Below are 22,867 nucleotides of genomic sequence, written 5' to 3' on the forward strand. Positions count from 1 at the left end.
CATTGGAGCGGGTGTTGGCGTAAGTGCTGCGGTGAAATGACCGCCGTCTTCGCGGGCAAGCCTCGCTCCTACAGGATTTATGTCGTTCGGCAACGTGTTCTCGGTGCTGGTGGCCAGCGCGTTTATCCCGTTCCTGCCGATGCTGCCGATGCACCTGCTGGTGCAAAACCTGCTGTATGACATTTCGCAGATCGCCATCCCGTTCGATAACGTCGATGCCGAGATGCTGAAGAAACCCCAACGCTGGCAGCCGGCGGACGTCGGACGCTTCATGCTGTTCTTCGGCCCGATCAGTTCGATCTTCGACATCACCACGTTTGCGTTGATGTGGTACGTGTTCGACGCCAACACCCCGGACCACCAGACCCTGTTCCAGTCCGGTTGGTTCGTGGTGGGGCTGCTGACCCAGACGCTGATCGTGCACATGATCCGCACGCCGAAGATTCCATTCCTGCAAAGCCGCGCGGCGATGCCGTTGATGGTCATGACCGGGATCATCATGGCAGTCGGGATCTTCCTGCCGATGGGACCGCTGGCGCACTACTTCAAGCTGCAGGCACTGCCGTCGCTGTACTTCGTGTTCCTGCCGCTGATTCTGCTGGCGTACATGGGGCTGACGCAGGCGGTGAAAGGGTTCTATATCCGCCGGTTTGGCTGGCAATAACCGTCAGACGGGACAAAACCCATACACAAAACCTGTGGCGAGGAGGCTTGTTGTGGCGAGGGGGCTTGCCCCCGTTGGGGCGCGAAGCGGCCCCTGCAATCTGCCAGATACACCGAGTTGCCTGGATTTACGACTGCTTCGCAGCCGAACGGGGGCAAGCCCCCTCGCCACAGGGGATCGCGTGACCTGGCGACCACTCGTCTGAACTGTCAGATCTGACAGGTAGTTTTGCCTGTCGCCCCATGCAAAAGTCATTGCGCAGCCGTTGCGTCTACCCCGGGCCTGTCCTGGGGTAGACGTTGGGCAATCATGTCTTTCGCACAGGGAGTTGCCATGAAGTCAGCGCTGATTGTGGACGATCATCCGGTGGTACGGGCCGCAGTCAAAATTGTTCTTGAAAAGGAGGGCTTCAAACAGATTGACGAGGCGTCCAGCGGCAGCGAGGTCATGGCCATGCTTCGCGAACATGCCCCCGATCTGCTGGTGCTCGACTTGGTCATGCCCGGCCTCGATGGGCTGGAAGTGCTGGAGCGCATCAGGCTCAGTGAGTTCTCCTGTCGGGTGCTGATCTTTACATCCCTGGAGCCGCTGTTTTTTCAAGAGCGCTGCATGCGGGCCGGCGCCTTGGCCTATGTCTCGAAAACCAACGATCTGAGCCAATTGCACAAAGCGATCCATGCGCTCATGGCCGGCTATACCTATTTCAGCCGATTGCCCTCGTCGTCCCTGGACACGCTGCAAAGCAGTGAAAAGCAACTGATCGACTCACTCTCCAATCGCGAACTGGCTATTTGCCGACACTTGGCGAACGGTATGAGCAACAAGGCAATCGCCGAGCTCATGAACCTGAGCCACAAGACCGTCAGCACCTACAAGACACGCCTGATCGAAAAACTCAGGGTGCATTCGGCGGTGCACTTGCGTGATTTCGCCAAACGCAACCAGCTGATCTGAATGGACCAGACCGTGCGCGCCTGCCTGATCGTGTTGATGCTGCTCACCACGCTGCAAACCCCGGCGGTGATGGCGGATGAACCGCAAGCCCTACACCTGCTCGGACGCTCGACCGTGGACGGATACGACGTCCAACTCGACGAAACGGATTGGCAATGGCTGCGCAACAAACGCGTGTTGCGCCTCGGTGTGTCGGGGCCGGACTACCCGCCCTTCGAGGTGACGCGCAATCACGCAGAACTGGAGGGCATCACCGCTGATTACGCCGATCTGCTGGCGCAACTGCTGCACGTCAAGATCGAGGTCTTGCGTTACGCCACGCGCGAGGCGGCCATGCAGGCACTCAAACTTGATGGGCTGGACCTGCTCGGGACGTCGAACAATTTCGAGGTCGCCGATACCGACCTGATCAGGTCCCGGGCCTATGCCGAGGATCAGCCGATGCTCGTCACTCGACTGGACGAGCGCCTGCCCGACGATCTGGCCGGCAAGCGCATTGCCATGGTTGACGATTATCTGCGGGCCTCCAGTGTCGAGGCGTTCTATCCCGAGGCACGGCTGCACCAGTATGCCTCGACACTCGAAGCCCTCGGCGCCGTAGCGTTCGGCCAGGACGATGTGTACCTGGGCGACTTCATCAGCGCCAACTACCTGATCAACAATAACTACCTCAACAACGTTCACCTGACCGGGCCATCCGGCCTGGACGCCAACCCGTTCGGCTTCGCTCTGGCCCGCAGCAATACGCGTCTGTCGGGCATCGTGGACCGCGCACTGGCGGCGATTCCCATGGATCAGCGCGCGGCCATCGAGCAGCGCTGGAGTGCCGGCCGGGCCAATCTTCCCGGTCAGCAGAGCGTGCGTTTGAGCGCTGCTGAACAGCGTTGGCTGGCGCGGCATCCGACGCTCACCGTGGGCGTCGTCGAGGATTTCGCGCCGCTGACGTTTTTCGATGCCCAGGGACGCTTCAGCGGGCTGACGGCGCAGTTGCTGAACCTGATCAGCCAGCGCAGCGGCCTCAATTTCAGGGCGCAGCGCAGCCGTTCACTGGATCAACAGATCCAGCAACTCAAGGCCGGTGAAATTGACCTGCTGCCCGCGATTATTCCCAGCACCGAGCGCGAGGCCGAGTTGCGTTTCACTCGCGCCTACCTGAGCAATCCGTTCGTGCTGGTCAGTGCCTCCACGGCGGGCAGCCCGAAAACCCTCGACGACTTGGCGGGCAAGCGTCTGGCGATCAATCACAGTCATCCTTTGCGCGAGTTTGTTCTGGCGCGGGCAGCGGGTGTCCGGCTGGTGGATGTGCAAAGTCCGGCGCAAGGTCTGGAGGCCGTGGTGAAAGGGCAGGCTGATGCGGCGCTCAGTTCATTGATCCTGACCCGTCATCTGATTGTCCGGCACTACCGTGATCGCCTGCAGATCAACAGCACCGTGGGCAATGAACCGGCGCTCATCACCCTGGCCACCGATCGTGGCGCTGTGGAATTGCAGTCGATCCTGAACAAGGCGTTGCTGAGCATTTCACCCCAGGAGATGGACGAATTGGTGGCGCGCTGGAGCAACGACGTGATGGTCGATGACAGCTATTGGCAGCGTCATCGCCAAGGCATCCTGCAAGGCTTTGCCGCTGCTGCGGCCTTGCTGTTGCTGGCGCTGGGCTGGATCGCCTGGCAACGCCGGCAGATTTCCCAGCGTCAGCGCTGGCTGCAGCAATTGCAGGACGCCAAGGACGCCGCCGATGACGCCAACCGGGCGAAAACCACGTTTCTGGCGACCATGAGCCATGAGATCCGCACGCCAATGAACGCCTTGATCGGCATGCTCGAACTGGCCCTGAAACGCTCGGAAGAGGGCGTGACTGATCGGTTTGCGATTGAAGTGGCGTCCAGTTCCGCGCAGCAACTGCTGGTGTTGATCGGCGATATCCTCGACATCGCCCGCATCGAGTCCGGGCATTTATCGTTGGCGCCGGAGCGCGCCAATTTGCGTGAGCTGACGGAATCGGTGTGTCGGGTTTTTGAAGGTCTGGCGCGCCAGAAGGCACTCGATTGGCGGGTTGAACTGGACGCGCACAGCGACCGCGATGTGTTGATCGATCCGCTGCGTTTCAAACAAGTCCTGTCGAATCTGTTGAGCAACGCGATCAAGTTCACCGAAGCCGGCGAGGTCGGCCTGAGCTTGCGCCTGGAACCTGGCGTGTCCGGGCATCTGCGTGTGAGCGTGATGATCGAGGACAGTGGCATCGGCATCAGCGTCGCCGACCAGCAGTGGCTGTTCAGTCCGTTCGTCCAGGCGGGCAACACCCCGCAATCCGGCCGTCACGGTTCGGGGCTGGGGTTGGTGATCAGCCGCTCGTTGTGCGAAATGATGGGCGGGCGGTTGCAGCTTCACAGTGAGCTCGGTCGAGGCACGCGGGTCGAGGTCAGTCTGGAGGTGCCCGCCCTGCAAGCGTTGCAGTCCAGCGCAGCGCCGCCGGGCGAACTGCCGTTGCCGATCCGTGCGTTGACGATTCTGGTGGTCGACGACTACCCGGCCAATCGCCTGTTGCTGTCGCGTCAGCTGAGTTATCTGGGGCATCGGGTCTTGGTGGCCAAGGATGGCGGGCAGGGATTGGAGCAGTGGCGAGCGCAGACGCCCGATGTGCTGATCACGGACTGCAACATGCCGGTGCTCAGTGGTTATGAATTGGCGATGGCAATTCGTGATGAAGAGCGGACTCAAGGGTTGCCGGCGACGTTGATTCTGGGGTTCACCGCCAATGCCCAACCCGAGGAAAAGCTGCGCTGTCTTGAAGCCGGGATGGACGATTGCCTGTTCAAACCGATACGCCTGGGGGACCTGAGTGATTGGCTGGCAGCAAGATTTGCTGACGAATCACCCCAGGAAGAACCACCGCAGGCTGACATCGATTTGAGTGGCCTGGAATGCTACGTCGGCAGCGACCGCCGCTTGATTGATCGTCTGGTGCAGGAACTGGCGCTGACCAACCGTGAGGATCGCCAACGATTGTTGCTGGCGCACGCGGCGGATAATCGCCAGGACCTCCGGGACCTGGCGCACCGCATCAAGGGCGGTGCGCGCATGGTTCGGGCGGTGCGGCTGATCGAGTGTTGCGAGCAACTGGAACAGGCGTGTGCCGAAGGTCGCAGGGCGCAGATCGACGTCGCCGTCGAGCATTTGCAGCAGACCATGACGCGCCTGGACCAGAGCCTCGGGCCGCGCTGACGATCAATCCCAGTGCGGAGCGATGCCTTTAGGGCTGGTCAAGCGTTGGCCGCGATCCAGGCCGGCGATCAACGCCATGTCGGCGTCGCTCAAGGTCAGCGCAACGGCGTGCAGGTTGCTTTGCAGGTTGGCGCGTTTGGTCGATGAAGGAATCACCGCGTAACCCAGTTGCATGGCCCAGGCCAGGGTGACTTGGGCCGGTGTCGCTTGCAGGCGTTCGGCGATCTGCTGGATCACCGGGTCCTTCAACACTTCGCCGTAGGCCAGGGTCATGTAGGAGGTGATCTGGATACCCTGGCTCTGGGCGAACTCGACGACTTTGCGGTTTTGCAGGTACGGGTGCAGCTCGATCTGGTTGGTGGCGATGTTCTCGGCACCGACCGCCGCGATGGCCTGTTTCATCAGATCGACGGTGAAGTTGGACACGCCAATCTGGCGGGTCAGGCCCATGTTCTTGGCTTCGAGCAGAGCGCCCATGAATTCTTCCACTGGCACCTGGTTTTCCGGGGATGGCCAGTGGATCAGCGTCAGGTCCAGGTAGTCGGTCTGCAAGTTGCGCAGGCTCTGCTTGAGGCTGTCGATCAGGCGATCCTTGGCGAAGTTCGCAACCCAGATCTTGCTGGTGATGAACAGCTCTTCGCGCGGAATGCCGCTGGCGGCGATGGCCTGGCCGACGTCGGCTTCGTTTTCGTAGATCTGCGCGGTGTCGACGACCCGGTAGCCGAGTTCAAGGCCGGTGCTCACCGAATCGATGACCACTTGGCCTTGCAGACGAAACGTACCAAGACCGAATGCGGGAATAGACATTGATGACTCCAGGGTTGCAGTGGGAATGGGCACGAGTATCCGCGCCGGCATCCTTGAGAAAAACCGCTGGTGGGGCAAAGCAATGTTTACCGAAAGTCATGAATGGGGGCAGATGGTTAGGTTGTCGGTGTCTGGTCTGGCCTCTTCGCGGGCAAGCCTCGCTCCTACAGGATGTGTGTCGTGCCGACATTCCGCGGAAAACCTCAAACCTGTAGGAGCGAGGCTTGCCCGCGAAGGCCACGACTCGGTCCAAAACCTTACCCCCGCGCCTCAAGAATCATGCAAGTCGTCGATCCGGTCGCATACAACCGTCCATCCACGTCATAAATCCGCCCCTCGGCCAACGCCGTCGAACGCCCCAGGTGCACAATCTTGCCCTCGGCGCGCACCGGGCCGCTGGCGCCGGTCAACGCCCGGACATAACTGATGCGCAGATCCAGCGTTGTGTAGCCCTGGCCTTTCTTCAATTGCGTGTGAATCGCACAGCCCATGCACGAATCCAGCAAGGTCGCCGCATAGCCGCCATGCACGCTTCCCAGCGGGTTGTAGTGCCGCGAATCCGGGGTGCCCTGGAAGATGAACAGCCCGGCCGACCATTCGATCGGGATGAAATCCATCAGCGTGCCAATTGGCGGCGAGGGCAATTCGCCGTTGCCGACGCCCTCGAAAAATTCTGCGGGCGATAGCGCGCTGACCTCGGCCATCGACAGGCTGCCGGGCCCGGCGAGGCGGGCGCGCACCGCCTGTTCCTGGGCAATCCATTGGGCGAGAGTGGCTTCACGGGTAGGGCTTTGCATGATCAATTCCTTGGACAGATATTATGGCTGTAATTTTCATCGATATTATGTCCGAAATAAAAACCTTGCCAGTCCTCGTTTGCCGGGGTCGTTCTACTGATGGGACGCTGAGGCTGGTTGTTGCCGTCTAGTGCAGAATAGATATCAGATTTAAGCTGGGTTCATGCTTTACCCACCTATTTCGGAGGCGCGATGAAAAACATCATCGGTATCTACACCAGTCCACGGGCGCATTGGGTCGGCGACGGTTTTCCGGTTCGCACGTTGTTTTCCTACGACACCATGGGCAAACACATCAGCCCGTTTTTGCTGCTGGATCACGCCGGGCCCGCTGAATTCACCCCGACCACCGAGCAGCGTGGCGTCGGCCAGCATCCGCATCGCGGCTTTGAAACCGTAACCATCGTCTACGACGGCGAAGTGCAACACCGCGACTCCAGCGGTGGTGGCGGCACGATCGGGCCGGGCGATGTGCAATGGATGACTGCTGCCTCGGGGATCATCCATGAGGAGTTTCATTCCGACGCTTTCGCCAAAACCGGCGGCACCCTGGAAATGGTGCAGCTGTGGGTCAACCTGCCCGCCAAGGACAAAATGGCCGACGCCGGTTACCAGACGATCCTCGACCGCGACATCCCGAACATCCCGCTCAAGGACGATGCGGGCAGCCTGCGCCTGATCGCCGGGGAGTTCGACGGCCATACCGGGCCATCGCGCACCTTCACGCCGATTGATGTCTGGGACCTGCGCCTCAACGCTGGCAAGTTGCTGACGCTGGACTTGCACGAAGGTCGCAACACCGCGCTGGTGGTGCTGCGCGGTACGGTGCAGATCAATGGCGTGGAATTGGTGCGGCAAGGGCAGTTGGCGTTGTTCGAACGCGATGGCCAGCAGCTCAGTCTGGAAGCCAATAACGACGCGGTGGTGTTGCTGCTCAGCGGCGAGCCGATTGACGAGCCTATCGTCGGCCACGGCCCGTTTGTGATGAACAGCGAACAGGAAATCCACCAGGCGTTTGCCGATTACCAGTCGGGCCGGTTTGGGCGGATGAGCCGTTAAATCCGCAACACCGCAATAACCCTGTGGGAGCGGGCCTGTGGCGAGGGGGCTTGCCCCCGTTGGGTCGCGAAGCGGCCCCAAAAACTAATACCGATGTGTATCAGATGCGCCGCGTGTGGTGGTTTTACGACTGCTTCGCAGCCGAACGGGGGGCAAGCCCCCTCGCCACAAGCTCGCTCCCACAGTTGTTTTGAGTTGTTCTTGAGGAATCAATTTGCTCCTACACTGTGCCCAATCCGTGCGATCTTCGCGCCATTGGCCCTTGCTGGAGTTGCTTGATGCTGTCACTGCTCACCGATCACCCGCTGCTCGTCGCGCTGGCCTTGATCCTGATCGATCTGGGGCTGTGGCGTTTGATCAGCACCAACGGCAGCAACTGGAAACTGGTGGTGCGGCTGGTGATTTTTGCGTTGTTCAGCGTCCTGCTGTTCAACGAAGGTCTGAATCCGCTGGAGCCCGCGCCCTGGGCCGACAATGTGCCGCTGCACCTGGCCGCCACCGGTTTGCAGATCGGCTGGTGGCTGTTCGGTGCACGGACCCTGACGGTGCTGATCGGCGCGGTGATGATGCAACGGGTCGGGCACACCGGGCGTTTGCTCCAGGATCTGCTCGGCGCGGTGATTTTCCTGATCGCGATCATCGCGGCCATGGCCTACGTGCTCGACCTGCCGGTCAAAGGCGTCCTCGCCACCTCCGGCGCGGTGGCGATCATCGTCGGCCTGGCGCTGCAAAGTACCCTCAGCGACGTGTTCTCCGGCATCGTCCTCAACACCACCAAGCCTTATCAAATCGATGACTGGATCTCCATCGACGGCACCGAAGGCCGGGTCACCGACATCGACTGGCGCGCCACGCGCATGCAAACCGCCCAAGGCAGCCTGGCGGTGATTCCCAACTCCCTCGCGGCCAAGGCCAAGATCATCAACTTCAGTCGGCCGAGCGACATGTTCGGCGTGTCCATCTGCCTGCAACTGAGTCCACACGCACGGCCAAACACCGTGGTCGAAGCCCTGGAACGGGCGATGCAGGGCTGCCGTCTGTTGCTCGATCACCCTGCGCCGAATGTCGCCCTGAAAAGCTCCAGCAGCGCCGGGGTCGAATACGAGATCAGCGGGTTTGTCGCCTCGATGGACCAGAAACGCACAGTGCGCAATCTGCTGTTCGACCTGGCGTATCGGCACTTGCAGGCGTCCGGCATCAATCTGCTGTCGAGCGTCGAGCCCAACCCGCCGAGCAACGTGTCCCGGCCGAGGGCGCTGCTGGAAAGCTCGGCGATTTTCTCGACCCTGCGCCAGGAAGAGAAAGAAACCTTCAGCCAGAACATGACCCTGCAAACCTTCCGCGCCGGCGAGACGATCCTGGCGGCGGGGGAGGTCAGCGATCACTTGTTCATCATTGAATCCGGGGTGATCTCGGTGACCCTGATGCGTCACGGCACGCCGTTCGAATCCGGGCGCATGGGGCCGGGCGAAGTGATTGGCGAGGCCGGCATCCTGTCCGACACCTCGGTGCCCGCCGCGTTTACGGCCAAGACTTTCTGTGCCCTGTACCGCATCGAAAAGGCCTACCTCAAGCCGTGCCTGGACGCACGCCACGACATCAACGATGCGATGAAAGCCTTGCTGGATTTCCGTCTGCACAAGGCACGGACGTTGACTCAGGACGAACCGGTGGTGGTGCCGAAGAAGGGGTTTTTGCAGTGGTTGCGTAATCGGGCTTGAATGGATTTGCGGTGAATGGCCGCTGCGCGGTTCGCGGGCAAGCCTCGCTCCTACAGGATTGGTGTCATGCAAACATCTGACCTGTAGGAGCGAGGCTTGCCCGCGAAGGCAATATCAGCCCCACAACAAATCCCGGATCAATCAGAAATCCACAGTCGCCGAAACCTTTAACGTCCGCGGCGTCCCCTGGGTCAGGTACCCGCCATTCGCCGACGCCCAATAGGCCTTGTTCGCAACGTTCTCCAGATTGGCCCGCAAGGTGATTTCCTTTTCATCAACCTTGAAGGCATACCGCGAACCCACATCAAAGCGATTCCACGCCGGAATGCTCTGGGTATTGGCCGCATTCAAATACTGCCCACCGGTACGCAACATCCGCGCACTCAGCGCCGCACCTTCAATCCCCGGCACGTCCCAATCAGCCCCCAAATTCAGCTGAAAGCGCGGCACACCCACGGCGCGGTTGCCGTCATTCACACCGTTGGCGCTGCCTTCGATCTCGGTTTTCATCAGGGTCGCGCCGCTGAGCAGGCGCAGGCCATCCAGCGGTTCGCCGTAGACGTTAAGCTCCAGGCCCTTGTTTTGCTGCTGGCCGTCGACCCGGAAAATCCCGTCCTGGGTGTAGCTCGACGGCTGCTCGATGCGATACACACCGAGGCTCGCGCCGTAGCTGTCCATGTCCAGGCGCACACCAGCCTCGATTTGCTTGCTGCGCACCGGGGCGAAGGTTTCGTCGCGGTTGATCGCGCTGGTCGGCGGCGTCGGGCCTTTCGCCAGGCCTTCGATGCGGTTGGCGTAGAACGACACATGTTCCCAAGGCTTGATGACCAGACCGTAGACCGGCGTGGTGATCGACTCTTCATAACTTGAAGTGCGCGCGCCAGTGGTGGTGCTCCAGCCGTCGACTTTCAAATCCTGGCGCCGTACACCGAGGGTCAGCAACACGCGATCATCGATAAAGCCCAAGGTGTCCGACACCGCCGCGCTGCGCAGGGTGTTTTTGCCGACGATGCGCGGGTCGTGGATGTCGCTGCCGAACGAGGTCGCCGGTGGTCGCGGTTTGTCGGTGACGTTGTAGATGTTGGTGCTGTAGCGCCCGGCGGTGCCGATGGTTTCGAAGGCCGAGCGCTGTTCGCCCCAGATTCCTGCCAGGCCAAGGTTCAATTGATGGCTGACCGGGCCGGTGTTCATGTGCCCATTAAGGCCGGCCATCAGGCTTTGGTTGTCCTCGTCGTGGGGCGGATACAGCATGCCGCCACGCGCATTGCCGTTGAGGTCGGTGAGGGTCAGGGACGAGTACACGCCGTTTTCGCGGGTGTGTTTGGCGCCACCGGCCACGTACGCGGTCCAGTTGTCGCTCAGGTCATATTCGGCGCGGGCCATGCCGAAGGTATCTTCCAGTTGTGAGTAGCTCCAGCTCTGCGCATAACCGGCGTTGGCGTTCGGCACCTTGGGCACTTTCTTCAGGCTGGAATCGACGTACACCACCGAGCGGCCCTGGTTGATCACCTGTTTCTGGTAGCCCAGATCGGTGGAGATGCGCAGGCGATCACCGCGATAGTCCAGGCCCAGGCTGATCAACGAAGAGCGCTGGTCTTCATCATCGACGGCGGTATCGCCTTCTCGTTGCAGCAGGTTGACCCGCGCACCGAAGCGGTTGTCTTCGCCAAAACGCTGGCCCAAATCCAGATGCCCGCCGACCCGGCCATCGGCGCTGTAATCGAGGGTGACGCTACGAGTCGGGATATCGTTGGCGCGTTTGGGTTGCAGGTTGACCCCGCCACCGATCCCGCTGCCGCTCGGGGTCACGCCGTTGACGAAAGCGTTCGGTCCCTTGAACAACTCGACCCGTTCCAGCGCTTCGGTGGCGATGATCTGCCGGGGCAACACGCCGTACAGGCCGTTATAGGAAATGTCATCCGAGGCCAGGGGCAAACCACGAATCATGAACACTTGGGAGAAGTTGCCGAACCCGGCGGACTGACGCACTGAAGCATCATTGAGCAGCACATCGCCGACGGTTTGCGCTTGCTGGTCGGCGATGGTCTTGGCGGTGTAGCTGGTGACGCTGAAGGGCAGGTCTTTCAGCGCCTGATTGCCGAGCATGCCGACCTGCGCGACTTTGGCGACCTGGCCGCCGCCGTAGGTCTCGGCATTCTCGTCGCGCAAGGCGCTGACACTGGTGGCGCCCAGTTCCAGTGCGCCGCCAGCCGCGACGCGAGGTGCGATCGTGTAGCCGTTGCCACTGGTGGCGATCAGCTCAAAACCACTGCCATCGAGTAACTGCGCGAAACCCGATTGCACGCTGTAGGCACCTTGCAACCCCGGACTTTGGCGATCACCCAGTTGCGCCGGATCGAACGACAGCGGCACCCCGACACTCACGGCGAATTGCGCCAACGTGTGGCTGAGCAACCCCGGGCCGATATTGACGTTACGGCTGGCGCTTTCGTTGACCGCGTCGGCCGCCTGACTGGTGAGCGGCGGCAATGCGCTGAAGGCGAGGGCGATGCCCAGGCTTAACGCCTTGAGCGGGAAATCGTGCAGGGGTGTTGAAGTCATTCGGCGTTCCTGTCGAGCGCGTGGAATTGAAGAGGTCTATCCACACACCGAACGAAACGCAGAAAGGTATCAGGGGACATTGAAAATAATCTGGAGTCGGTTGTAGCAGCTGTCGAGCCTGCGAGGCTGCGTTCGGCTGCGAAGCAGTCGTCAAACCTGAGCTCACGGTCTTCCTGAAGAACCGCGCCGCCTGATTTCACGACTGCTTCGCAGCCGAACGCAGCCTCGCCGGGGCTCGACAGCTGCTACAGGTCTGTTTGTCAGGCTCTCGGTTCCACGGACAGCCAATAGCGGGTCAGGCTGCTGATTTTCAGCGGCAAGGTATCGCTGAGCAGGCGCAGGCTGGCGTCGGTGTCACGCAATGAAAAAGCCCCGGACACGCGCAACGCCGCGACATCCGCATGACAGCGCAACACACCCGGTCGATAGCGGCTCAACTCACCGAGCAATTCGTCCAGGCGCATATTGTTCGCCAGCAACATGCCCTTGTCCCAGGCCAGGGCGCTGGTGTCGAAACTTTCCATCGAGTCAAAGCGGTTTAGCTTGAAACTCTGGCGTTCACCGGCCTTGAGGGTCGTGCTCTGTCGCAGCAACTGCGGCGTGACTTCTACCAGCCCTTCAAGCACCGACACCTGGCTGCGCGAGCCGTTGATCCGCACGCAAAACCGGGTGCCCAGGGCACGGGCGGTGCCTTGCGGGGTTTCGACGATAAACGGCCGGGCGGCGGGGTCCTTGACGGTGCTGATCAGTACTTCGCCTTGCAATAGCAGGAGTCGACGTTCCTGCAGGTTGAAGGCGATGTCCACCGCGCTCTCAGTGTTGAGCACAATCTGGCTGCCATCGGGCAGTTGCAGGTTCTTTTGTTCGCCCACAGCGGTGCGCTGGTCGGCGGTCCATTTTTGCCACGGCGCCTGTTGCGCGGCGAGGCCCAACGGCCCGGCCATCAGCAACAAGCCCAGGCGCGTGAGCGTCTGGCGCCGGGTGAGGCCGTCCTTGCGCGCGGCCCGTTGCAGGGTCTGGATCGCGAGGTTGGCCGGGACGTTGCGAAAGTCCCCGAGTATCGCCTCGGCCCGCAACCAGGCCTGGGCATGCTCAGCGCTGCGCGTGCGCCATTGGGCGATGGCCTGGTGATCGGACGGCGTTGCCGTACCCGAATGCAACTGCACCAGCCAGTCGGCGGCTTCACCGAGAATCTGCGGATTGATCACTGATGAGTTCATCAAGCGACACTCAGGCAGGCAATGAACGCCGCGCGCATGTGCCGTTTGACGGTGATCAGCGACACATTCAGGCGCGTCGCGATCTGGCTGTAAGTCAGCCCTTCGATCTGAGACAGCAGGAACGTATCGCGGGTGACAGCCGGCAACTCACGCAGCAGCGCTTCAATGCGCATCAGGGTTTCGAGAATCAGGAATCGGGTTTCGGGCGAGGGCACTTCAGCGGCCGGCAAATGCGCGATGGTCTCCAGATAAGCCCGTTCGAGGTCTTGGCGGCGCCAGCGATCAATCACCAGGCCCTTGGCGATGTGCGTCAACAGCGCGCGAGGTTCACTGCCCAGCGGCCGCACGACCTGGCGGGTCAGCAGACGTAGAAAAGTATCGTGGGCCAGGTCGGCCGCGTCGCAGCGGTTGCCCAGTTTTCGATGCAACCATCCCTGAAGCCAGCCGTGGTGTTCGCTGTAGAGGTGATGGACTTGCTGATTCAAGGGCTGGTCGGCGGATGACATGGCGGACAGATACTCGATTCGGGCGTCCTGGCCTGAGTGCAATTAAGAATTGATCGCATTCTAGTGGCGCGGACCGAGCTCTGGCAATTGGCTTTTTCGGGCGGCCCTGTAATGGCCTCCTCGACTTCCCGAATATTGGCTATTTGTCGCAGGCGAGGGCGGGCTTAACGTAGCTCCACACCCACTTGTGATGGAGCCCACCATGAAACCTCGTATCGATTTCTACACTGCTTCCCCAGACGCCCTCAAAGCCATGATCGCCTTGGAAACCGCCGTCTCGAAACTGCCGCTGGAAAAGAACCTGATCGAACTGGTCAAGCTGCGCACTTCGCAAATCAACGGCTGCGCGTTCTGCCTCGATATGCACAGCGCCGATGCCCGCAAGGGCGGTGAAGACGAGCGTCGCCTGGCCACCTTGTCGGCGTGGCGTGAAACGCCGTTCTTCACTCCGCGTGAACGTGCGGCGATGGCCTGGACCGAATCCCTGACCCTGATCAGCCAGACCCACGCTTCGGACGAAGACTATGAACTGGCCGTCTCCGAGTTCAGCCCCAAGGAAATGGTCGACCTGACCGTCGCCATCACCACCATCAACGCCTGGAATCGCCTGGCGATTGGCTTCCGCAAAATGCCTCAAGCCTGATCAATGCGCATCTGCTGACGGCGCGGCCGGTGGTTGCACCGTCAGCCAGGAGAGAGGGCAGAGCTTTTTACAGCAATGCACATCTAAGGGAGTGTTTACGATTGAATTCTTGAGTGGTCCGCTAAGCTGACCTATATTGGCCGCATTTAGCCGCGCTTCCGGTCAAGGAAAATTCATGACTGATAATCAGACCAGCATTAAATCATCTACGGGCACGGCTCCGAATTCGCCAGATATACGTTTAAAGTCTTTCAAGATTGATAATTTCAAATCGTTAGTTGGATTTGAAATGACGCTGGCAAAATTTACGTGTTTGATAGGTTTGAACGGTGCTGGCAAGTCTACAATTTTGCAGGCGCTGGATTTTCTGTCACAACAGATTAAAGGTGATATTTCAGGCTGGCTAAAGAGCCGGGATTGGAAGCCTGTTGATCTAAAGTCGAAACTCAGTAAAGCCAGCAATATAAATTTTTCTGTGGTTTGCGAAGTGTCGGGAGAGCGTGCCGTTTGGAAGGCAAGCTTCAATCGAACATCGTTACGTTGTACTGAAGAAAGCTGGGAGATTGGAGAGAGCGTTGTACAAGTCGAAGATGGACGATTTAAGATTTTTGATTTTAATCGCGATGGGGGGATGCACACCGCTAACGCGGGGATCATTAGTTTTGAATACCAAGGTTCATTTCTTTCAGCACTTAAGGAAAATCTGCTTCCGGAAGGTTTTGTTGCCTTCAAGCGTTTCCTTTCCGGCATTACTTCATTAGACGCGCTGTCCCCCCAATATCTACGCAAGCAAGCGCGAGGAAGTGAGGGGTCACTGGGCTTTGCCGGAGAAAAGCTTTCGGCCTTTTTGCATCAAATGGCGCCCGAACAACTTGATGCGCTCTATAAAATGCTGAAGAAAAATTATCCTAGATTACAGTCTGTCGACGTTAAGACTCTGCAGTCCGGGTGGAAGTCTCTGAGCATACAAGAGGCCTACAGCACGGGGGTAATCAGTACGCAGGCCAAACATATCAATGATGGCATGCTTCGGATGATGGCAATTCTCGCGGAAACATTATCGGCGCATGGATTCATTCTGTTCGATGAAGTGGAAAATGGAATCAATCCTGAATTGATCGAGTTTTTGCTGGACTATTTGGTTGATGTTCAACGTCAAGTAATGGTTACCACCCACAGCCCGATGATCCTTAATTATCTCAATGATGATGTCGCTGTTTCTGGTGTGCAACTCATCTATAAAACAGAAAAAGGTGAGACCCGAGCGACGCATTTCTTTTCCATCCCGTCGATCGCCGAAAAGCTTACAGTCATGGGGCCGGGAGAGGTATTTGTCGATACTGATCTTGTTCGTCTTCCTCAGGAAATAGCGCGCCTGTCGGGAGAGTGAAAGTATGTTGCTTCTTGTTAGCGGTGAAGGACCATCGGATATTGGCTGTCTGGGCCACGGAGAGGAAGGGCACCTTTTCAAACATGGCCCAATATATTTGTTTTTGGATAAACTTTTTGAGGCGCATTTTCAGTATTCATTGCTGGATGTACATGCAGTGACATTTGTTCACAAATCTGAACTTCTTGGTGAAGAGCCTAAACATCGTGGCAGGCAGCTTTCAGCGCCAGGAAAGCGCAAAGCCAAAGAAACAGGGTATTACTATGAAAACGCCCGCCGCCTGGCGCTGAAGGCAACACAGTTACAGAACGAATTGGATCGCGACGTAATACCGGTATTGTTTCGCGATGCCGATGGCACGCAATCCTCAGGACGGGGAGAGTGGGCGGCGAAATGGGACTCTATGATCAATGGTTTCCAAGATGGGGACTCCCAGTTTGGGATCCCCATTCTTCCTCAGCCCAAATCCGAAGCCTGGTTGTTATGCGCCTCTAAAGCGGATCCCTACCAGTATTGTGGTTCGCTCGAACAGGAGTCTGGAAATGATGACTCCCCTAACTCATTGAAAGCCCAGTTGTCTCGTGCTCGTGGCGGCGCCTCAACGACGGTCGACTTGAATGACGCCATTGCTGATGGCCAGATAGACCCTTTGCAAATCAATATGGCCAGCTTCAATGCTTTTAAAGCACGTGTGAATGACGTGGCTCAAATGATGTTGCGAACCTGATCAGTGAGCATCTGCTGACGGCGCGGCCGGTGGTTGCACCTTGCGCATCAAGGGCACCATCGCCGTGGCGATGATGAAGCAGACCATGATCATCAAAAACGCGTCGCCATAGGTTTGTGTCTGGGCTTCGCGGTACGTCAGCAACCACAGCTGACGCAGGCTGGCGGTGACCCCCGCGTCACCGCTTTGGCCGAGGGCGGCGAAGTTGTTGCCGACCTGGGACAGCCACTGGTTGAGCGCTTCGTTGGTGCTGTTCAAGTGCTCCGCCAACCGAGTGAAGTGCAGGTTGGTGCGGTCGTTGAGGATGGTGGCGCACGCCGCAATGCCAATCGCACCGCCGAGGTTGCGCATCAGGTTGAATAACCCCGACGCATGTTTGAGACGCGACGGCGCCAGGCCACCCAAGGTCAGGGTCACTGCTGGCGGCACCGCCAGTTGCTGGGCAATCCCGCGCAACGCTTGCGGCAGCATCAATTCCCGCGCGCCCCAGTCATGGGTAATCGGGCTGAAATCCCACATCGATAACGCGAACAAGCCGAGGCCGGTCATCATGATCCAGCGCAGATCGACGCGGTTGGCCAGAAAGGCGTACAGCGGAATCGCCATGATCTGGAACACCCCGGTGGAAAAAACCGCCAGGCCAATGTCCAGCGCGCTGTAGCCACGCACCCGGCCGAGAAACAGCGGCGTCAGGTATATCGTGGCGAACAGGCCGATCCCGGTGACGAATGAAAAGAAGCAACCGAGGGCGAAGTTGCGGTCCTTCAAGGCGCGCAAATCGACGATCGGATTGGCCACGTACAGGGTTCGTCCGATGAAGGCCAGCCCGGCGAGGCCGCTGATCCACGCGGTGGTCAGGATTGTGCTGTCGCTGAACCAGTTCCAGCGCGGGCCTTCTTCGAGGGTGTATTCCAGGCAGCCGAGAAACAGCGCCATAAACACCATGCTGAGGTAGTCGGCGCCCTTGAGCAGCGAGAGTTCCGGCTGGTCGATCTTCACCAGCATTGGCACTGCCACGGCGACAAAAATCCCCGGCACCAGGTTGATGTAGAACAGCCAGTGCCAGGACGACACGTCAGTGATAAAACCACCGATCACCGGGCCCAGTGTCGGCGCCAATGAAGCCACCGCACCGATAGTCGCGGCGGCGATCACCCGTTGTTTGCCGGTGAAGAAAAAGAACGCGGTGGTGAACACCAGCGGGATCATCGAGCCGCCGAGAAACCCTTGCAGGGCGCGAAAAGCGATCATGCTCTGGATGTTCCAGGCCACGCCGCAGAGCAGGCTGGCCAGGGTGAAACCGACCGCCGAGGCGCAGAACAACCAACGGGTCGAGAACACTCGGGATAACCAGCCGGACAACGGAATTACGATGATTTCAGCGATCAGGTAACTGGTCTGCACCCACGCGGTTTCGTCGGTGCCGGCGGAGAGCCCGCCACCGATGTCGCGCAACGAAGCGGAGACAATCTGGATATCCAGCAGCGCAATGAACATGCCGATGCACATGCTGGCGAAGGCGAAAACTTTGGTCGCCGTCGCCATCGTGGCGGCATTGAACGGTTGCGCGGGGGCGGCGACGGTGCTCATGGTGCGCTGGCCACGGCAGGAGTTTTATCCTCGTCGCGGGTGTCGACTTCAGCGGTCACCGACAGCCCCGGACGCAGATGCCCGAGCACGCCATCGGCTGGATCAAGCACGATGCGCACCGGCACGCGCTGGACGATTTTGGTGAAGTTGCCGGTGGCGTTTTCCGGCGGCAACACGCTGAACTGCGCGCCACTGGCGGGGGCGAGGCTGTCGAGATGACCGTGGAAAACCTGGCCCGAGAGCACGTCGGCACGGATGATCACGCGCTGGCCGGAGGTCATCCGCGCCAGTTGGTCTTCCTTGAAGTTGGCATCGACCCACAGACCGCTCGATGGCACCACCGACAACAGTTGCGAACCGGCCTGGGCATAGGCGCCAACCCGCGCGCGACGATTGCCGACCACGCCGTCCACCGGCGCCTTGAGTTCGGTGTAGCCGACGTTCAGTTGCGCCAGATCCCGTTCAGCCTTGGCTTGCATCAACGCGGCGCGGGCCTGTTGTTTCTGGGTTTCGATCACGTCCAACTGACGCTGGGAAGCGAGCAATTCTGCCTGGGCTCGGGCGCTGATCGCCTGGGCGGTCTTGAAGGTGGCGTTGGCGCGCTGCGCACTTTCCACCGAGACCGCGTTGCTGCCGACCAGTTTTTTGTAGCGCGCATCGTCATCCCGCGAACGGGCGGTTTCGGCGCCCGCCGCATCGATCCCGGCGCGGGCCTGGCCGATCACCGCATGTTGCAATTGTTCGGTGGCATTGAGGTTGGCGAGCAGGGCTTCTTCGGCGGCGACCGCGCCTTCAGCCTTGGCCAGGTTGGCGCGGTAGTCACGCGAATCCAGGCGGACCAACACGTCGCCGGCCTTCACTTTCTGGTTGTCGGTGACCAGCACTTCTTCGATATAACCCGCTACTTTCGGGCCGATCACCGTGACGTCGCCGCCAATGTAGGCATCGTCGGTTTCTTCAAGGAATCGCCCGGCCGTCCACCAATGGGCGCCATACAACCCGAGGCCGATCAGGGCCGCGATTGCCACGGTCAGCAGAAGCAGACGTTTGAGCACGGGCGGCTTGGTGGTGGTCACCGGGACAGCCAGGTCGGGTTCAACGGTGGGCATGCTGGTCATGGGGAAATACCTGTGAAGAGCGAGTCGTTATTACGACCGTAATATGATGCATGTAATATTTGGTGGCAATTGATTTTTACTGCCGGTCGTCAGGTGGTCTGTTTAAGCAATGTAAGTCCCGGAAAATTCCATCAGAAGCGAACCCTGTGGGAGCGAGCCTGCTCGCGAAAGCGGTCATTCAGTGGATAGAAATGTCGCTGACACACCGCCTTCGCGAGCAGGCTCGCTACCACAGGGATTTTGTGTTCGGCGTTATTGAGCGGCCAGCCTTGCACCGGCTGCTTTCAAACCATCCTGCCCATCCCGACTGGTAACCCCGACCAACCAAGTCTCAAGCACCTTCGGATTTGCCTTCAACCACGCCTTTGCCGCCGCCCTCGGCTTTTGATTCTGGTTCAACACCGCATCCATCAACTGGTTCTCCATCGCCAGGCTGAACTCCATGTTTTGCAGTAATTGGCCGACATTGCTGCACTCCTTCAGGTAGTCCTTGCGCACATTGGTGTACACCGTCGCCTGGCCGAAATTCGGGCCGAAATATTCATCGCCGCCGCTGAGGTACTTCATCTTGTTGCGGGTGTTCATCGGGTGCGGTTCCCAGCCGAGGAACACCATCCATTCATTCTTGCGGGTGGCGCGTTTGAGTTGCGAGAGCATGGCGGCTTCGCTGGATTCGACGACTTTGAAACTCTTCAGGCCGAAGGCGTCTTTGTCGATCATTGTCTGGATCAGTCGATTGCCGTCGTTGCCCGGTTCGATGCCGTAGATCTGGCCGTTGAGTTTGTCCTTGAATTTGGCGATGTCGGCAAAGTCGTGCAGCCCGGCGTCGTACACATAATCCGGCACGGCCAGGGTGTATTTGGCGCCGTGCAGGTTGGCGCGCACGGTTTCGACGGTGCCGGCGTCGCGGAACGGTTTGATGTCGTTTTCGGTGGTGGGCATCCAGTTGCCCAGGAACACGTCCAGGTCCTTGCCCGAGGCCAGGGCGCGGTAGGTCACGGGGATCGACAGCAGGGTGGTTTTGGTGGTGTAGCCGAGGGATTCGAGCACTTCGCTGGTGATGGCGGTGGTGACGGTGATGTCGGTCCAGCCGACATCGGAAAACCGCACCGTGGCGCAGGACTCGGGTTCCGCTGCCTGTGCCAGGAGTGGCAGGGTAAGGGTTGCAAGCAAGAGCAAGGCTTTCATTGGGTCAACTCCTCAAAGGTAAACGTCGGCAGCGGTATGGGGTGTGGTGGTCTTGTTGTTTTGGGTGATGCGAAACCTGCCTGTGGTGAAGGGACTTGCCCTGGCACAGACCCTGTGGGAGCGAGCCTGCTCGCGAAAGCGGTCATTCGGCCGACAAAAATGTTGCCTGACACGCCGCTATCCCGAGCAGGCTCGCTCCCACAGGTGCTGCAGTGTTCAATCCTTAGCTGACTGGCCTTGCGATCTCAACCCGGCTGATCAACCCCAAACCAGTTCAACGGTGCCGGCTCGGTGTTGAGGTAGATGTGCTTGAGCTCAGTAAACTCATCGAGCCCGGCGCGGGACAGTTCACGCCCGATACCGCTGGACTTGAAGCCACCCCACGGCGCCTGGGGAAACGCGGCGTTGTAGTCGTTGATCCACAAGGTGCCGACCCGCAGCCGCTTGGCCATGCGATAGGCTTTGCCCAAGTCTTTGGTCCAGACGCCAGCGGCCAGGCCATAGGGCGTGTCGTTGGCCAGTCGCAATGCCTGGGCTTCACCGCTGAAACGCTCGACGGTAATCACCGGGCCGAAGATTTCCTCTCGGGCGATGCGCATGCCAGCGTGCACGTTGCCGAGCAAGGTCGGGCGCAGCCAGAACCCGCTGTCGAACTGCTCGGGAACTGTGCCGCCCGCCAACAACGTCGCGCCTTGTTCGACCGCGCCGGCAATCATCGTCAGGATCAGATCGCGCTGATTGGCGGAAATCAGCGGGCCCATTTGCGTCAACGGATCGAGGCCGTCACCGAGGCGAATCTTCAAAATCCGCTGCTGCAACGCCTCGACAAATCGATCATGAATCCCGTCCTCCACCAGCAAGCGCGACCCGGCGGAACAGATCTGCCCGGCGTTGAAAAACACCGCGTTCAGCGCCTGATCCAGTGCCACTTCGAAGTCCGCATCGGCGAACACGATGTTCGGATTTTTGCCGCCCAACTCCAGCGCCACACGCTTGAAGTTGCCACTGGCAGCACGCATCACCTTGCCGCCGGCCCCGGCGCCACCAGTCAGCGACACCAGGTCCACGTCATCGCTGGCGGCGAGCAATTCACCGACATCGCCAGGACCGCAGAGCAGGTTGAACACGCCGCTGGGCAACCCTGCTTCAGCGAGCAACTCGGTCAAGCGGTGAGCGGTCATCGGCGTCAGGCTGCTGGGTTTGAACACCACGGTGTTGCCGGCGGCGAGGGCCGGGGCGATCTTCCACACCGCTTGCAACAGCGGATAATTCCACGGCGCGATCAACGCGCAAACACCCACCGGTTCACGCTGGTTGAAACTGATGACATGCGCCGGTGCGTGGCTGTTGACGCTGGCGCTTTCGGTTTCCAGCAGGGCGGCGTAGAAGCGAAACGTGGCGACCACATTGCCGATGTCGCCGAGGCTTTCACCCAAAGTTTTGCCGGCGTTCAAAGTCTCCAGACGCGCCAGATGCTCGGCATCCTTTTCGATCAGCCCGGCGATCCGCTGCATCAGTTGCGCACGTTCGGTGACCGGCATCGTCGGCCACGGTCCTTCATCAAAAGCCTGGCGTGCAGCGCTGATTGCCAACCCCGCATCGATCGCTCCGGCCACGGCCACCTGCGCCAGCACGTCCTCGTTAGCGGGGTTGATCACATCGCGATATCGCGCCTGCTGCGGCGCCTGCCAAACACCTGCAATGAACAACGGAATCTGCACCATCGATGTCTCCAGCCAAGTGGGTCGTGACGCTCACTATGTAGGTGCCGGAAGCGGTGCTCTTGATCAAACACGGCATAACCATGCCGTTTTCCCACGGTGGCTACGCCGCGAAATAACGGCAGCCGATGTCGTTTCCCATCAAGTGTCGGCGCGGCGTCTCTCTACACTGCCGGAAAGCCGATCCACCACGCCGAGGGCACACGATGAATCCACCTGTCGAGCAACTGAGAATCCGCCTGGCCTGCGCCTTTCGCTGGGCGGCGCGGCTGAACCTGCACGAGTCCATCGCCAATCACTTCAGCGTCGCGGTGTCGGGGGACGGTCGGGAGTTTTTGATCAACCCGTACGGCAAGCATTTCTCGCGGATCAAGGCCTGTGACTTGCTGCTGCTCAACGCCGACGACCCGGCCAGCCTCGACCGACCGGACGCGCCGGACATCACTGCGTGGGCCTTGCACAGTGCGATCCATCGCAACCAGCCCCACGCCCGTTGCATCCTGCACACCCACTCCAAATACGCGACGGCGCTGGCGTGCCTGACGGATTCGCGGCTGCCACCAATCGAGCAAAACTCGATGCGTTTTTTCGAGCGTGTAGCGATAGACGAAGGTTTCGACGGCATGGGTTTGGGCGAGGAGGCGGAGCGGGTCAGTCACTTGCTCGGCGACAAACCGATCATGTTGATGGGCAACCATGGCTTGCTGGTAGCGGCGCCGAGCATCGCCCAGGCGTTCGATGATTTGTACTACTTCGAACGTGCTTGTGAGATCTATATCACCGCGCTCTCTACCGGCCGCGAATTGCGCATCGCCAGCGACGAAATCGCGCGCAAGACCTGCGGGCAATGGCTGGACTATCCAGGCTTTGCCGACAAGCATTTCAACGCATTGATGGAAATTCTGGATGAGGAAGAGCCTGACTATCGGTTAATCAGGCCGTAACACGATCTGTAGCAGCTGCCGACGCCTGCAT

17 protein-coding genes and 1 pseudogene are annotated in these 22,867 nt (G+C 59.8%); 9 read left to right on the forward strand and 9 right to left on the reverse strand.

From position 1 onward, the window contains the following. Positions 1 to 82: 82 nt before the first annotated feature. The 3 genes and pseudogenes from ACIOYV_RS15705 to ACIOYV_RS15715 form a co-directional block, all read left to right on the forward strand. A pseudogene (locus ACIOYV_RS15705) lies at positions 83 to 664 on the forward strand (cation transporting ATPase C-terminal domain-containing protein); the annotation flags it as partial. A 333-nt stretch (positions 665 to 997) separates the two neighbouring features. Beyond that, complete coding sequence (locus tag ACIOYV_RS15710) at positions 998 to 1,618, forward strand: response regulator (protein ID WP_401324879.1); 621 nt, start codon at positions 998 to 1,000, stop codon at positions 1,616 to 1,618. Then, positions 1,619 to 4,843 (forward strand): transporter substrate-binding domain-containing protein, encoded by a 3,225-nt coding sequence (locus ACIOYV_RS15715; protein WP_401324882.1) that lies wholly within the window; start codon positions 1,619 to 1,621, stop codon positions 4,841 to 4,843. Positions 4,844 to 4,846: 3 nt separating this feature from the next. Here ACIOYV_RS15715 and dkgB read toward each other — a convergent pair whose 3' ends face one another. Further along, positions 4,847 to 5,650 (reverse strand): 2,5-didehydrogluconate reductase DkgB, encoded by an 804-nt coding sequence (gene dkgB, locus ACIOYV_RS15720; RefSeq protein WP_401324884.1) that lies wholly within the window; start codon positions 5,648 to 5,650, stop codon positions 4,847 to 4,849. Between the two features lie 257 nt (positions 5,651 to 5,907). Next, positions 5,908 to 6,447 carry a PaaI family thioesterase gene (locus tag ACIOYV_RS15725; protein ID WP_401324887.1) on the reverse strand — a complete coding sequence of 180 codons (540 nt, stop codon included), beginning with the start codon at positions 6,445 to 6,447 and terminating at the stop codon, positions 5,908 to 5,910. Between the two features lie 192 nt (positions 6,448 to 6,639). On the opposite strand from ACIOYV_RS15725, the gene ACIOYV_RS15730 reads away from it, so the two are divergent. Then, positions 6,640 to 7,506, forward strand: coding sequence for a pirin family protein (locus ACIOYV_RS15730; protein ID WP_401324889.1), 867 nt, complete (start codon positions 6,640 to 6,642; stop codon positions 7,504 to 7,506). Positions 7,507 to 7,784: 278 nt separating this feature from the next. Further along, entirely contained in the window at positions 7,785 to 9,227 is a 1,443-nt protein-coding gene (locus tag ACIOYV_RS15735) for a mechanosensitive ion channel family protein (RefSeq protein WP_054617338.1), read from the forward strand. Positions 9,228 to 9,368: 141 nt separating this feature from the next. On the opposite strand, the gene ACIOYV_RS15740 is transcribed toward ACIOYV_RS15735, so the two are convergent. From ACIOYV_RS15740 to ACIOYV_RS15750, 3 genes are all read right to left on the reverse strand, one after another. After that, on the reverse strand, positions 9,369 to 11,789 hold the full coding sequence (locus ACIOYV_RS15740; RefSeq protein ID WP_401324892.1) for a TonB-dependent siderophore receptor: 2,421 nt from the start codon (positions 11,787 to 11,789) through the stop codon (positions 9,369 to 9,371). Between the two features lie 260 nt (positions 11,790 to 12,049). Continuing rightward, entirely contained in the window at positions 12,050 to 13,009 is a 960-nt protein-coding gene (locus ACIOYV_RS15745; RefSeq protein WP_265039829.1) for a FecR domain-containing protein, read from the reverse strand. Continuing rightward, positions 13,009 to 13,515, reverse strand: coding sequence for a sigma-70 family RNA polymerase sigma factor (locus ACIOYV_RS15750; RefSeq protein ID WP_401324894.1), 507 nt, complete (start codon positions 13,513 to 13,515; stop codon positions 13,009 to 13,011). Before ACIOYV_RS15750 ends, ACIOYV_RS15745 begins: the two co-directional genes overlap by 1 nt. 202 nt (positions 13,516 to 13,717) lie before the next feature. Here ACIOYV_RS15750 and ACIOYV_RS15755 point away from each other — a divergent pair, with 202 nt between their 5' ends. The 3 genes from ACIOYV_RS15755 (at position 13,718) to ACIOYV_RS15765 (ending at position 16,275) form a co-directional block, all read left to right on the forward strand. Continuing rightward, a complete protein-coding gene (locus tag ACIOYV_RS15755; RefSeq protein WP_054051525.1) occupies positions 13,718 to 14,158 on the forward strand; it encodes a carboxymuconolactone decarboxylase family protein in 441 nt (146 codons plus the stop codon). A gap of 175 nt (positions 14,159 to 14,333) precedes the next feature. After that, a complete protein-coding gene (locus tag ACIOYV_RS15760) occupies positions 14,334 to 15,548 on the forward strand; it encodes an AAA family ATPase (protein WP_401324897.1) in 1,215 nt (404 codons plus the stop codon). A 4-nt stretch (positions 15,549 to 15,552) separates the two neighbouring features. Beyond that, on the forward strand, positions 15,553 to 16,275 hold the full coding sequence (locus ACIOYV_RS15765; protein ID WP_401324900.1) for a hypothetical protein: 723 nt from the start codon (positions 15,553 to 15,555) through the stop codon (positions 16,273 to 16,275). Here ACIOYV_RS15765 and ACIOYV_RS15770 read toward each other — a convergent pair whose 3' ends face one another. From ACIOYV_RS15770 to ACIOYV_RS15785, 4 genes are all read right to left on the reverse strand, one after another. Next, complete coding sequence (locus ACIOYV_RS15770; protein WP_401324903.1) at positions 16,276 to 17,865, reverse strand: DHA2 family efflux MFS transporter permease subunit; 1,590 nt, start codon at positions 17,863 to 17,865, stop codon at positions 16,276 to 16,278. It abuts the gene before it with no gap. Then, a complete protein-coding gene (locus ACIOYV_RS15775) occupies positions 17,862 to 18,983 on the reverse strand; it encodes an HlyD family secretion protein (protein ID WP_054051528.1) in 1,122 nt (373 codons plus the stop codon). Before ACIOYV_RS15775 ends, ACIOYV_RS15770 begins: the two co-directional genes overlap by 4 nt. A gap of 252 nt (positions 18,984 to 19,235) precedes the next feature. Then, complete coding sequence (locus ACIOYV_RS15780; RefSeq protein WP_401324906.1) at positions 19,236 to 20,171, reverse strand: choline ABC transporter substrate-binding protein; 936 nt, start codon at positions 20,169 to 20,171, stop codon at positions 19,236 to 19,238. 245 nt (positions 20,172 to 20,416) lie between these two features. Then, entirely contained in the window at positions 20,417 to 21,895 is a 1,479-nt protein-coding gene (locus ACIOYV_RS15785) for an aldehyde dehydrogenase family protein (protein WP_401324909.1), read from the reverse strand. A gap of 203 nt (positions 21,896 to 22,098) precedes the next feature. On the opposite strand from ACIOYV_RS15785, the gene ACIOYV_RS15790 reads away from it, so the two are divergent. Then, on the forward strand, positions 22,099 to 22,836 hold the full coding sequence (locus ACIOYV_RS15790) for a class II aldolase and adducin N-terminal domain-containing protein (RefSeq protein ID WP_401324912.1): 738 nt from the start codon (positions 22,099 to 22,101) through the stop codon (positions 22,834 to 22,836). Positions 22,837 to 22,867 lie beyond the last annotated feature (31 nt).

Source organism: Pseudomonas sp. NPDC087342 (assembly GCF_044744265.1).
GTDB lineage: Bacteria > Pseudomonadota > Gammaproteobacteria > Pseudomonadales > Pseudomonadaceae > Aquipseudomonas > Aquipseudomonas nunensis.